Source organism: Flavobacterium haoranii, assembly GCF_009363055.1.
In the GTDB taxonomy this organism is placed as follows: Bacteria; Bacteroidota; Bacteroidia; order Flavobacteriales; family Flavobacteriaceae; genus Flavobacterium; species Flavobacterium haoranii.
In genome coordinates this window covers 2,654,190-2,667,130 of record NZ_CP045292.1, presented here as the reverse complement: position 1 = coordinate 2,667,130, position 12,941 = coordinate 2,654,190, and the positions used below count along the sequence as shown (strand labels likewise).

The window sequence follows — 12,941 nt, the reverse complement described above, 5'->3', positions numbered from 1 at the left end:
ACTAATTTTTAAAACGTACAAATGTAAATAATTAGGTCAATGGTTACCAAAAATATAAGAAGCTAATTTTATTATTTATACTCATTCTAAATTGATAATTTTACAGACTTGAGCATAATTTTTGTCAAATCTTTTTAAGATTTCTTACTTTTACACAAACACATTACTTTATAGCATGTTTAAAAAAATTGTCACAACATTTTTAGTATTCACTTTTTTTGCAATAAATGCACAAATTGAAAAAGAAATTTCACCTCCATTCAACATAAAAACTGTTGCCTTTTTTCAGGAAGGAAATAGTGTTTTTCCATTTTTTCAAATAGGCGAAAGTTTCGAAATTCAGTTTGATGATTTATATGCTAATGAAGCTGATTATTACTACACTATTACACAATATAACTACGATTGGACACCAACCAACCTTTCAAAAGTCGAGTATTTACAAGGGATGGACAATCAAAGAATTATGACTTATCAAAATTCATACAATACATTACAACCTTACTCGCATTACAAGCAAGTTTTTCCAAATAAATTCAATAGAATTACCAAAAGCGGTAACTACATGCTAAAAATTTTCAATGATGAGCAAGAAATTATTTTTTCAAAAAAGTTTGTCATATATGAAGACCTATTAGGTGTTAGTATGAAAATAAGAAGAGCTCGTGATTTTGAATCGATAAATGAAAAACAAAACGTTGAATTGACAATTAATTATGGAGAAAACATTTTGCAAAACCCAAAACAAAATGTAAAAGTTGCCATTTTTCAAAATGGCAATTGGAATACTGCTATATTCAACATTAAACCACAGTACACCATTGGTTCCGAATTAATTTACAGATATAATAAAGAAACTCAATTTTGGGCCGGAAATGAATTTTACATATTTGACACATCAAATATTAGAATTACAAACAACACGGTAGCTCAAGTAACAGCAGGCGATATTTACAACTCGCATCTATATTTAAATGCAGCTAGAAAAAACAAAGTGTACACATATTTTCCCGATTTTAATGGAAATTTTTACGTAAAAAATGTATCAGCTGTAGATAACAGTGAAATAGAATCTGATTATACTTGGGTGTATTTTTCACTTGAAGCTCCCGACTTTTTTTCTGACAAAAATATTTATGTAAACGGAATGTTTAATGGTTATGCCAAAACAGATGAATACAAATTAGATTACAATAAAGAAAAAGGAATTTACGAAAAAGCAATCTTAGCAAAACAGGGTTATAACAACTATCAATATGTTATTGCTGATAAAAATGGAGCTATAGATTTTAAAGAAGCTATTGATGGTAATTTTTACCAAACTGAAAACATCTATACAACATTAGTTTATTACAGAGGCAACAATGATCGCTATGACAGAGTGATTGGCAGAGCAAGTATAAATAGTGAACTTATTCGCAACTAAATGGGAAGAAAAGATTCTAAATACAGAGGAACCGAATGCTTAAATTGTAAAACACCTCTTGATTTTAGCGAAAAATATTGTCATTATTGTGGCCAATTAAATTCAACTAAAAAAATTACACTTTCCGATTTTATTGAAGAGTTTTTTGCCAATTTTTATGCTTATGATTCTAAGTTAAGAAACTCAATCATTTCTATTTTTACAAAACCTGGAATTTTAGCAAAAAGATTTAACAATGGAGAAAGAACAAATTTTGCAAATCCGTTTAGATTATTTTTAAGCGTTTCAATTTTATTGTTTTTGAGTTTTTCATTGACAGAAATCAATCATAATGAAAATAAAAATGACGATTTTAGTTTAGAAACAAAAAAAGACAGTATAATTTGTGAAACAACTTTTCTTAAAAAAACAGAAATAAAAAAACTTAAAGATTTACACACCGATTCTATCTACAATGAAAAAAAATTAGAAGAAAATTGTCAAAATTCTTTTAAGTTAATAAAATACAAAATACTAAGTTTTAAGAATTTTTATAATAAAAACCCAAACCTTACAAGTGAAAAAGCTTTAGAAACACTTAAATTCCAAAAAAATAGATTAAATAAATTTTTATACTTAAAAGCCAAAACCTTTAAATCTAATGAAATTGAAAAAGAAATTTTAGATTATTTCTACGAAAAATTACCTTTTTTAATCTTTCTTTCTTTACCATTTATAACCATAATCTTTTGGTTGGTATTTTACAAAAAAGACCTCAATTATACCGAACATTTAATATTCGTTTATTCCTTCTATACCTTTATTTTCATCTGTTTTATACTTTTCAATATCATTGGAATTTTTAGCGAGTATTTATCAGGTATTCTGATTTTTTTGTGCTTTTTGGTAATTTTTCCATACTATTTATACCGTTCTTTAAGAAATTTTTATCAGTTTAGTCGTTGGATTACAATATTTAAATTATTAATTTTACATCCGTTGTTCGCAATAGCTTTTCTTTTCGTAACGTTTATTGCATTTGTATTCGGCGTAATGATAAAATAATGGTAACACAAATTACAAAAGGCATAAAGATTTCTGTTTCTACTAGTTTTGAAGGTACTTACTTCAAAAACTACAAGATTCACTATGCTTTTAGTTACCAAATCACAATTGAGAATCAGAGTAAAGATTCTGTTCAATTAACCTCAAGACATTGGGAAATTTACGATGCACTAAACAATATAGAGATTGTTGATGGCGAAGGTGTTGTTGGAAAAAAACCAGTAATCAAGCCAGGTGAAAAGCACATCTATAATTCAGGGTGTTTGTTAGCATCTCCTATTGGAGCGATGAAAGGTCATTACGACATGATTAATTTTACTTCAACAAAAAGTTTTCAAGTTGTAATTCCAACATTTAAATTAAGCGCTCCTTTTGCACTTAATTAGTTTTCTTACAAAAATTTACTCAGTTACTTTTATTACTAAAAAAACTATATTTTTTTAGTAAATTTGTACATTAAAATTATATAATTCTTAATTAACAATATTATGTCTAAAGGATTTTTTAATGTTCCAAAAGCGGTAAACGAACCTGTAAAGTCATACGCTCCTGGAACTCCTGAAAGAGAACAAGTGTTAGCTGCATACCGCAAAATGTGGAACGAACAAATTGATGTACCTCTATATATAGGTAGCGAAGAAATAAGAACTGGCAACACTCAAAACATGTCGGCTCCACATGACCACCAACATATTGTTGGAAAATACCATTTAGCTGAGAAATCTCATGTTGAAAAGGCTATTGCTACAGCTTTAGAAGCAAGAAAAAAATGGTCTAAAATGACATGGGAAAATCGTGCTGCAATTTTCTTAAAAGCTGCAGAGTTAATAGCTGGTCCTTACCGCGCTAAGATTAATGCTGCAACAATGATAGCACAATCTAAAACAATTCACCAAGCAGAAATTGATGCCGCATGTGAATTAATTGACTTTTTACGTTTCAACGTAGAATATATGTCGCAAATTTATAACGACCAACCAGTTTCAGATTCTTCTGTTTGGAACAGACTTGAGCATAGACCTTTAGAAGGATTTATATATGCAATTACTCCATTCAACTTTACTGCAATTGCTGCAAACTTACCTTCAAGTGCAGCCATGATGGGCAATGTAGTTGTTTGGAAACCAAGTGATAGTCAAATTTTCTCAGCAAAAGTTATTATCGACATTTTCAAAGAAGCAGGTTTACCTGATGGTGTTATTAATGTAATTTATGGTGATCCTGTTATGGTTACTGATACTTTACTAGCTAGTCCTGATTTTGCTGGTTTACATTTTACAGGATCCACTCATGTATTCAAAGATTTATGGGCAAAAATTGGAACTAACATTCATAATTACAAAACCTATCCAAGAATTGTTGGAGAAACTGGAGGAAAAGATTTTATCTTAGCACATCCATCTGCAAATGTTAAGCAAGTAGTTACAGGAATTGTACGTGGAGCATTTGAATTCCAAGGCCAAAAATGTAGTGCTGCTTCTCGTGTTTACATCCCAAGTAGTTTATGGCCAGCTGTTAAAGCACAATTAGAAACTGATGTTAACTCAATGAAAATGGGTTCTCCTGAAGATATGTCTAATTTCTTTACGGCTGTAATTCATGAAGGTTCATTCAATAAGTTAGCTTCATATATTGATCAGGCTAAACAAGATGCTGATGCAGAAATTATTTTAGGTGGAGGTTACGACAAATCTAAAGGCTGGTTCATTGAACCTACAGTAATTGTTACTACAAATCCTAAATACAAAACAATGGAAACTGAACTTTTCGGTCCAGTTGTAACTATTTATGTTTACGAAGATTCTAAATGGAACGAAACTTTAGAATTAATTGACACTACATCTGAATATGCCTTAACAGGTGCGGTTTTCAGTACAGATAGATATGCTATCGAAGAAGCTACAATTGCACTGGAAAATAGTGCTGGTAATTTCTATGTAAACGATAAACCAACGGGTGCTGTTGTCGGAAACCAACCTTTTGGAGGTGCTAGAGCTTCTGGAACAAACGATAAAGCTGGATCTATGTTAAATTTATTACGTTGGGTTTCTCCACGTACAATAAAAGAAACTTTTGTAACTCCTGAAGATTATCGTTATCCATTTTTAGGGTAAATAAAAAAATATACTTATTTAAAAAGCAGAGTTGAAAAATTTCAACTCTGCTTTTTTATTAATTTAATCGATAATTTTTAGCATTTTATCGATTTTTACTTAAAAAATTTCTAATAATATTTTTTTTCATAAATTATATTGCGAATATATTATGCATGCATAATAAATTAACCTGTTATTTATGAAAAAAATTACACTATGAAAAAATTTATTTTTTTAATAGTTTTTTTACTAAGTTGTTATAGTAATGCTCAAATTATTAATTTTCCTGACCCTGTTTTTAAAGCCGTTCTGCTACAATCTTCGACTTCAAACCCTATTTGTGGAGGAATTAAAATTGATGCTAACGATAATGGTGAAATAGATATACGCGAAGCCGAGGCTATTTATACTATTTCTCTTCCACCAGGAAATGTAACCGATGTGACTGGTATTGAATATTTTGTAAATTTAATGTATTGTGGTCTTAGTTCTAATCAAATTATCCATGCTGATTTTACACATTCACCCAATTTACAAACGCTAGGTGTTAACAATAATCAATTACAAAAACTAAATGTAACTGGTTTAACCCAATTTTATTTTATAAATTGTGGGGGTAACCCATTAACGAGTGTAAATTTTTCGAGTTTACCAGCTTTAGATACTTGTATTTGTAGTTATTTAGATGTAACCGAGTTAGATTTTTCTAACAACCCTGTTTTTAGAAGATTAGCTTGTAATAACAATATCAATATGGTAACTGTAAAAATAAATAATGGGTACCCACATGTGGCCTCTAATACTATTTATAACAGTTGCTGGGATAATACACCTAATTTAACCTATGTATGCGTCGATAGTTTTGAGCAAGCCGCTATGGAAGATTATTTGTACAACAGTTGCGGGTTAACCAATGTAATTGTTACAGATAATTGCGCTATGAGTAATGAAAGTTTTACTACAAACAACATTACAATAGCACCTAATCCTTCAAATGGTATTTTTACACTAAGTTTTACTACTACTTTAGAAAATGCGACAATTGAAGTGTATAATTTATTAGGTCAAAAGGTTTATATTTCAAAACTAAATAATTTAGACATCTATAATTTAGATTTGAGTGGTTTTACTAGTGGTACTTATTTGTTAAAAATAAATAGCAATAAAAAAATATACAATTATAAATTATTCAAAAATAAAAAAAGCCCTTTTAAAAGGGCTTTTTTTATTTTTTATATTTAACTGGCAAATAGACTACTTTTTTGGTTTCAAAAAACTCATCTTTAAAAAAATCAGATAAATTATACAATTGTACATTTTTATAAATAGATAATTCTTCTGTTAAGTCACCTCCTTTTAAGTAGAAAATTCCGTTTTTAAAATCTGGATGTTTTGAATCTTTCTTGGTTTTATCTTTTACCCATTTAACAAAATCGGGCATATTTGTAACAGCTCTACTTACTACAAAATCAAATTCTTCTTTAACCAATTCGGCTCTTTTTTGTTCGGCTTTTACATTTTTTAGTCCTAAAGCATTTACGACTTCATTAACTACTTTTATTTTTTTTGCAATTACATCAATCAAATAAAAATTTACTTCAGGAAATAAAATTGCCAATGGAATCCCAGGAAAACCACCACCAGTTCCTACATCCATAATTTTCATTCCTGGTTCAAATTGTATAATTTTTGCAATTCCTAACGAATGTAAAACATGTCTTGTATATAATTCATCGATGTCTTTTCTTGAAATTACATTAATTTTTGCATTCCATTCTTCGTAAACCGACTGTAACTTTTGAAACTGATGAATCTGATTTTCAGATAAATTAGGGAATTGTTTTAAGATTTCCTCCATAAAATAAAATTTTCACAAAAATACTATTTTTCAATCATAAAATATCGCAATTCTCGTTTAAGAGATAATTATAATATTTATCTTTGGCAAAATTTGAATACTTCTATTATGGATAACACGACCCCTATATTTTCTAAAACAGATAATCTTAAGTTTTTCAGAACCTTAAACAAACGTGTAAACGATTATTTTAAAGAAAACAACATTAAGAAAACTGGAAATTGGCAATTACATCTAAAAACTTTTGTAATGTTTGCCATCTTTTTAACACCTTATTTTTTCCTTATAGCAATGGATATGCCCTTTTGGACATATTTAGTTTTAAATATAATTATTGGAATAGGAATGGCTGGTGTAGGAATGAACGTAATGCACGATGGTAATCATGGTGCTTATTCAACCAAGAATTGGGTAAATAAAATAATGGGAGGTAGTATTTACATACTAGCAGGAAATGTTTACAATTGGCAAGTACAACACAATGTATTACATCACACTTACACCAATATTATTGGACATGATGAAGACTTAGATGCTGGAAAAATTATACGTTTTTCTCCTAATGCAAAATGGTATCGTTTTCACAAATTTCAACATTATTACTCAGTTTTTTTATACGGATTACTAACTTTCAACTGGGCAATTACTACTGATTTTCTTCAAATGAAACGCTACTTAAGAAGAAAATTATCGTATGGTGAATTTAAAAAACCATCTATTCAATGGACGACCTTAGTTATTACTAAAGTTATTTACTTTACAATATGGATTGTTTTACCTATTGCCTTTGGTATTATATGGTGGAAAGTACTTTTAGGTTTCTTAGTAATGCACTATACAGCTGGATTAATTTTAAGTGTTGTGTTCCAATTAGCGCATGTAGTAGAAGACACAAGCAATCCTGTTCCTAATGAAAGTAATGAAATAGAAAACACTTGGGCTATTCATCAATTATTTACAACAGCCAACTTTGCGCCTAAAAATTGGTTGATGAATTGGTATACTGGAGGTTTAAACCATCAAATTGAACATCATATTTTCCCAAATATTAGTCACATTCATTATTCTAAAATTGGTGAAATTGTAAAACAAACTGCAAAAGAGTTTGAATTACCTTATTACGAATTCAAAACAACTCGCCAAGCTATTGCTTCGCATTTTAAACATTTAAAAGAACTGGGGAAAAATCCTCAATTAGCATAATTATTATAAGTTTTCAACACAACTATGAATTCTGTATTATCTGAGAGAATTAACAATTTAGCCGTATCACAAACATTGGCTATGGCAGCTTTAGCAAGAGAGCTTAAAGCACAAGGAAAAGACATTATCAGTCTAAGCTTAGGAGAACCTGATTTTAACACTCCTGATTTTATTAAAGAAGCTGCAAAACAAGCAATTGATGACAATTGGAGCGCTTATCCACCAGTTGATGGATATGTAGATTTAAAAGAATCAATCTGTAAAAAATTTAAGCGCGATAACAATTTAAATTATACTCCATCTCAAATTGTTGTATCTACTGGTGCAAAACAATCTTTATACAACATTGCACAAGTAATGTTAAATGATGGTGATGAAGTAATTTTACCAGCACCATACTGGGTAAGTTATTCGGAAATTGTAAAATTATCTGGTGGTACTCCTGTTGAAGTTGCAACTTCAATTGAAAGTGATTTTAAAATGACTGCTGCACAATTAGAAGCAGCTATTACACCAAAAACAAAAATGATGTGGTTCAGTTCGCCTTGTAACCCATCAGGTATGATTTATAGTAAAGCTGAATTAGAAGCTTTAGTAGAAGTCTTAAAAAAATATCCTCAAATTTATGTGGTTTCAGATGAAATCTATGAACACATTAATTATGTAGGAACATATTGTAGTATTGGTTCAATTCCTGGAATGGAAGACAGAACTATTACCGTAAATGGTGTTGCAAAAGCATTTGCTATGACAGGATGGAGAATTGGATACATGGGAGCTCCAGAATTTATTGCCAAAGCTTGTAATAAAATTCAAGGTCAAGTAACAAGCGGTGCTAACTCTATTGCTCAACGTGCTACAAAAGCAGCTGTAGAAGCAGATCCTTCAGCAATTAAATATATGGTTGAAGCATTTGCTAACCGTAGAGATATAGTTTATAATTTATTAAGCGAAATTCCGGGATTTAAAGTAAATATGCCAGAAGGTGCATTTTATTTCTTCCCAGATGTTTCTTCTTATTTTGGTAAAACTGTAAAAGGACAAGTAATTAAAGATGCTAACGATTTTGCTATGTTTATACTAGCGGAGGCGAATGTTGCAACAGTAACAGGTGATGCATTTGGAAATCCAAACTGTATTCGTTTATCATATGCAACGAGCGAAGAATTATTACGTGAAGCCATTAAAAGAATTAAGGAAGCTTTAGCTTAACAAAATATGCCCTAAGGAAACTTAGGGCTTTTTTATTAAAATTTGGGCGTGCCCCATTCTGGGTCGGGCTGTTCGCTGTACATGGTACTCCACTTCCATCCCTCACGCATACTTATTCAATATTCTACATTCGTTAAACAACATTTCAAGTTTTAAAAATGTTGAATATTCAATTTTGAACAACGAACTTTGACTTAAATTAACAACACATGAGAAAAAAATAATATTATTAGGTTCTGGAGAATTAGGTAAAGAATTTGTAATTGCTGCACAACGCATTGGTCAATATGTTATTGCAGTAGATAGTTATGAAAATGCACCCGCCATGCAAGTTGCTCATGAATTTGAAGTAATTAACATGCTTGATGGAACTGAACTTGACAGAATAGTTGCCAAACATCAACCAGATTTTATAGTTCCAGAAATAGAAGCAATTCGTACAGAGCGTTTTTATGACTACGAAAAACAAGGTTTTACAGTTGTACCATCTGCAAAAGCGGCAAACTTTACCATGAATAGAAAAGCAATTCGCGATTTAGCTGCTAAAGATTTAGGACTACGAACTGCAAATTATAGATATGCTACTACTAAAGAAGAATTAGAAAAAGCGGTTACTGAAGTAGGAATTCCTTGCGTTGTAAAGCCTTTAATGAGTTCATCTGGAAAAGGACAATCAACCATTAAAACGGAAAGCGATATTGAAAAAGCTTGGAATTATGCAGTTGAAGGTTCTAGAGGTGATATTATTGAAGTTATAGTTGAAGCATTTGTAAATTTTCATTCGGAAATTACTTTGTTAACTGTGACTCAAAAAAATGGACAACCTACATTATTTTGCCCGCCAATTGGTCACCGACAAGAACGTGGTGATTACCAAGAAAGTTGGCAACCTGCAAAAGTTTCAGACAAAGACATTGCTGAAGCCCAAGAAATGGCAAAAAAAGTAACTGAAGCACTTGGCGGAGCTGGAATTTTTGGTGTCGAATTCTTTTTAACAAATGAAGGTGTTTATTTTTCTGAATTATCACCACGTCCGCACGATACTGGAATGGTAACATTAGCAGGGACTCAAAATTTTAATGAGTTTGAATTACATTTACGCGCTATTTTAGGCTTACCAATTTCTGAAATCACCTTAGAAAGAGTGGGTGCAAGTGCTGTTATTTTAGCATCGGAACATTCAGAAAATCCAACTTTTTCTGGAGTTGAGAAAATTGCTGCTTTATCAAAAACAGATTTTAGATTATTTGGTAAACCAACTTCTCGTCCATACAGAAGAATGGGAGTTGCTTTAACTTATGACAATTTAAATGCATCTGTCAAAGACGTAGTTGAAAAAGCAAAAGATGCTGCTTCATTAGTACAAGTGAACAAATAAAAACACTTTATAAATAAAAAAAGCCGATTTTAAAATCGGCTTTTTTATTATGGTATATTCAAATATTTATGTGTTTGCAATGAAATTCTCCATTTCGGATTTTTCATAACATAATCGATAATTAACGGCGTCATTTCTTCTTTTTTACTCCACTCGGGTTGTAAAAATAAAATAGCATTCTTATTAATTTTTGCCGCTTGTTCTTCAGCAAACTGAAAATCGTGTTTATTATAAATAATTACTTTCAATTCGTGAGCAATATCATAAGCCTCTTGTACGGGCAATTTTGTTTTCTTAGGCGATAAACAAAACCAATCCCAATTTCCAGTTACTTTATAAGCACCTGAAGTTTCTATATGAACTCGCAAACCAGCATTTTTCAATCTAGTCGTTAAAACTTCCATGTCCCAAGTTAATGGTTCGCCACCAGTTACAACAACAGTTTCTGCATATTGCTTCGCATTGGCTACAATTTGCTCGGTTGAAGTAGGCGGATGTAAATCAGCATTCCAACTTTCTTTAACATCACACCAGTGACACCCAACATCGCAACCACCAATTCTTATAAAATAAGCCGCAGTTCCTGTATGATAACCTTCTCCTTGAATTGTATAAAACTCTTCCATTAAAGGCAACATTTCTCCCTTATCTACAGCTAGTTGAATTTCTTTTTTCAGCATAATTTTAATCTAGAGGGCAAAGTTACAATATAGAAATTAGATTTTAGGATTTAGATTTCAGAAATATTGATTTATAGAAATTGATTTTACTTTTCAAATTAAGTATTTTTGAATTTTAATAGAACTTAAATGAGCAGAAAAGAAGACTTTTCAAAACAAATTATAGATGGATATTCTTTTAAAGGAGATTTTATAACTCTTGGTGGCGCAATACTCGATAGCGAAGTAATGCAAAACATTTTAGTAAATATTCCTTTAAAAACATTAAATAGACACGGACTTATTGCAGGTGCAACAGGAACAGGTAAAACTAAAACTATTCAAGTTTTATCGGAACAATTGTCGCAAAAAGGGATTCCTGTTTTAATGATGGATATTAAAGGTGATTTTTCTGGAGTTGCAAAACCAGGAGAAGAAAAACCTTTTATATCAGAACGTCATCAGAAAATTGGTTTACCTTATGAAACAAAAGGTTTTCCTGTTGAATTAATGAGTATTTCTGAGCAAAATGGAGTTCGATTGAGAGCAACTATTTCAGAATTTGGTCCAGTTTTATTATCACGAATCTTAGATTTAACTGACACTCAAGCCAGTATTGTATCAGTTGTTTTTAAATATTGCGATGATCATAAAATTCCTCTTTTAGATTTAAAAGATTTTAAAAAAGTTATTCAGTATGCAACTGAAGAAGGTAAAGCTGAGTTTACTGCTGAATATGGTAGAATTTCGACTGCTTCAACAGGAACTATTTTAAGAAAAGTTATAGAACTTGAACAACAAGATGCCGATTTGTTTTTTGGTGAAAAATCTTTTGAAATAGATGATTTAATGCGAATTGACAAAAATGGTTTCGGATATATTAATATCATTCGACTAACTGACATTCAAGATAAACCGAAGTTGTTTTCGACATTTATGTTAAGTTTATTAGCTGAAATTTATAACACAATGCCTGAAAAAGGCGATAGCGAACAACCCGAACTTGTTCTATTTATTGATGAAGCACATTTAATTTTTGATAATGCAAGTAAAGTTTTATTAGACCAAATTGAAACAATTATTAAATTAATTCGTTCGAAAGGAATTGGGGTTTATTTCATTACTCAAAATCCTACGGATGTTCCAAGTGGCGTTTTAGCACAATTAGGTTTAAAAATTCAGCATGCATTAAGAGCATTTACTGCTAATGATAGAAAAGCTATAAAAATGACCGCTGAAAATTATCCGTTATCTGATTTTTATAAGACAGATGAAGTCTTAACTTCTCTTGGAATTGGCGAAGCTTTGGTTACAGCTTTAAATGAAAAAGGAATTCCAACTCCACTAGCGGCGACAATGATGCGAGCGCCTATGAGTAGAATGGATATTTTAAGTCAAGATGAAATTGAAGATTGTATCAAGACATCTAAATTAGCCGAGAAATACGAAGAAGTAATTGACCGTGAAAGTGCTTATGAAATCTTGAATAAAAAAATAGACACTGCTCAAGTTATTGCCGAAAAAGAAATAGAAAAAAGGAAAAAGAAAAAACTTCTAAAAAGTCTACAAAAAACACAAGTACTTCTCAATCTCCGTTAACAAAAAGTTTGGTTCGAATTTTTACAAGTGCAACTTTTATTAGAGGAGCAATGGGATTACTCTTAAAAATTATGAAGAAATAATGAAAAAGTATATTGTTCAAAAATCGCCATTTGTTGTACCAACAAATGATGGAAAATTAATTGAAGAACATCTCGGCTTAGCTACTACTCATGATAAAAATATTTCAATTGCACATATGATTGCACCTCCTAATTGGAGTGAACCATTTCAAACGCCAGAGTTTGATGAATACACTTATATCATTAAAGGGAAAAAACAATTTATTATTGAAGAAGACACTATTGTTTTAGAAGCTGGGCAATCAATAAAAATTGAAAAAAACACAAGAGTTCAATATTCAAATCCATTTGAGGAACCATGCGAATATATTGCGATTTGCACACCAGCATTTAGTATGGAAAACGTAAATAGGGAAGAATAATATTTTTGTCATTCTGAACTT

The 12,941-nt window shown here is 30.7% G+C and carries 10 protein-coding genes and 2 pseudogenes; 10 read left to right on the top strand and 2 right to left on the bottom strand.

What is annotated here, in order from left to right; translation table 11 throughout:
- The first annotated feature begins 175 nt into the window (after positions 1-175).
- The 5 genes from GCU34_RS12520 (at position 176) to GCU34_RS12500 (ending at position 5,808) form a co-directional block, all read left to right on the top strand.
- The gene (locus GCU34_RS12520) at positions 176-1,426 is read left to right on the top strand and encodes a type IX secretion system plug protein (RefSeq protein ID WP_072781528.1); all 1,251 of its coding nucleotides are present in this window, start codon (positions 176-178) and stop codon (positions 1,424-1,426) included.
- A complete protein-coding gene (locus tag GCU34_RS12515) occupies positions 1,427-2,470 on the top strand; it encodes a DUF3667 domain-containing protein (protein WP_072781531.1) in 1,044 nt (347 codons plus the stop codon).
- A complete protein-coding gene (gene apaG, locus GCU34_RS12510; protein ID WP_072781533.1) occupies positions 2,470-2,856 on the top strand; it encodes a Co2+/Mg2+ efflux protein ApaG in 387 nt (128 codons plus the stop codon). The genes GCU34_RS12515 and apaG overlap by 1 nt, the downstream gene beginning before the upstream one ends.
- A 102-nt stretch (positions 2,857-2,958) precedes the next feature.
- On the top strand, positions 2,959-4,584 hold the full coding sequence (gene pruA / locus GCU34_RS12505) for an L-glutamate gamma-semialdehyde dehydrogenase (protein ID WP_072781536.1): 1,626 nt from the start codon (positions 2,959-2,961) through the stop codon (positions 4,582-4,584).
- Between the two features lie 198 nt (positions 4,585-4,782).
- Complete coding sequence (locus tag GCU34_RS12500) at positions 4,783-5,808, top strand: T9SS type A sorting domain-containing protein (RefSeq protein WP_152378479.1); 1,026 nt, start codon at positions 4,783-4,785, stop codon at positions 5,806-5,808.
- Here GCU34_RS12500 and rsmG read toward each other — a convergent pair.
- Entirely contained in the window at positions 5,792-6,424 is a 633-nt protein-coding gene (rsmG, locus tag GCU34_RS12495) for a 16S rRNA (guanine(527)-N(7))-methyltransferase RsmG (RefSeq protein WP_072781541.1), read from the bottom strand. The genes GCU34_RS12500 and rsmG overlap by 17 nt on opposite strands.
- Before the next feature lie 108 nt (positions 6,425-6,532).
- Here rsmG and GCU34_RS12490 point away from each other — a divergent pair, with 108 nt between their 5' ends.
- The 3 genes and pseudogenes from GCU34_RS12490 to purT all read left to right on the top strand — a co-directional run.
- On the top strand, positions 6,533-7,627 hold the full coding sequence (locus tag GCU34_RS12490) for a fatty acid desaturase family protein (RefSeq protein WP_072781543.1): 1,095 nt from the start codon (positions 6,533-6,535) through the stop codon (positions 7,625-7,627).
- 24 nt (positions 7,628-7,651) lie between these two features.
- Positions 7,652-8,839 carry a pyridoxal phosphate-dependent aminotransferase gene (locus GCU34_RS12485; protein WP_072781545.1) on the top strand — a complete coding sequence of 396 codons (1,188 nt, stop codon included), beginning with the start codon at positions 7,652-7,654 and terminating at the stop codon, positions 8,837-8,839.
- A gap of 193 nt (positions 8,840-9,032) precedes the next feature.
- Positions 9,033-10,217: pseudogene (gene purT / locus GCU34_RS12480) on the top strand (formate-dependent phosphoribosylglycinamide formyltransferase); the annotation flags it as partial.
- Positions 10,218-10,264: 47 nt separating this feature from the next.
- Here the strand turns inward: purT and GCU34_RS12475 are convergent.
- Positions 10,265-10,897: a 7-carboxy-7-deazaguanine synthase QueE gene (locus tag GCU34_RS12475; protein ID WP_072781549.1), complete on the bottom strand. Its 633-nt coding sequence runs from the start codon at positions 10,895-10,897 to the stop codon at positions 10,265-10,267.
- 129 nt (positions 10,898-11,026) lie between these two features.
- Between GCU34_RS12475 and GCU34_RS12470 the strand changes: the two are divergent.
- Both GCU34_RS12470 and GCU34_RS12465 read left to right on the top strand, forming a co-directional pair.
- Positions 11,027-12,558: pseudogene (locus GCU34_RS12470) on the top strand (helicase HerA-like domain-containing protein).
- Positions 12,558-12,920: a cupin domain-containing protein gene (locus GCU34_RS12465; protein ID WP_072781553.1), complete on the top strand. Its 363-nt coding sequence runs from the start codon at positions 12,558-12,560 to the stop codon at positions 12,918-12,920. Before GCU34_RS12470 ends, GCU34_RS12465 begins: the two are co-directional and overlap by 1 nt.
- Positions 12,921-12,941 lie beyond the last annotated feature (21 nt).

Bases quoted from the DNA above. Each gene is read 5' to 3' on its own strand.
- GCU34_RS12490 (WP_072781543.1), top strand. From the start codon at position 6,533: ATGGATAACACGACCCCTATATTTTCTAAAACAGATAATCTTAAGTTT.
- GCU34_RS12485 (WP_072781545.1), top strand. From the start codon at position 7,652: ATGAATTCTGTATTATCTGAGAGAATTAACAATTTAGCCGTATCACAA.
- GCU34_RS12475 (WP_072781549.1), bottom strand. From the start codon at position 10,897: ATGCTGAAAAAAGAAATTCAACTAGCTGTAGATAAGGGAGAAATGTTG.
- GCU34_RS12520 (WP_072781528.1), top strand. From the start codon at position 176: ATGTTTAAAAAAATTGTCACAACATTTTTAGTATTCACTTTTTTTGCA.
- GCU34_RS12465 (WP_072781553.1), top strand. From the start codon at position 12,558: ATGAAAAAGTATATTGTTCAAAAATCGCCATTTGTTGTACCAACAAAT.
- GCU34_RS12500 (WP_152378479.1), top strand. From the start codon at position 4,783: ATGAAAAAATTTATTTTTTTAATAGTTTTTTTACTAAGTTGTTATAGT.
- pruA (WP_072781536.1), top strand. From the start codon at position 2,959: ATGTCTAAAGGATTTTTTAATGTTCCAAAAGCGGTAAACGAACCTGTA.
- GCU34_RS12515 (WP_072781531.1), top strand. From the start codon at position 1,427: ATGGGAAGAAAAGATTCTAAATACAGAGGAACCGAATGCTTAAATTGT.
- apaG (WP_072781533.1), top strand. From the start codon at position 2,470: ATGGTAACACAAATTACAAAAGGCATAAAGATTTCTGTTTCTACTAGT.
- rsmG (WP_072781541.1), bottom strand. From the start codon at position 6,424: ATGGAGGAAATCTTAAAACAATTCCCTAATTTATCTGAAAATCAGATT.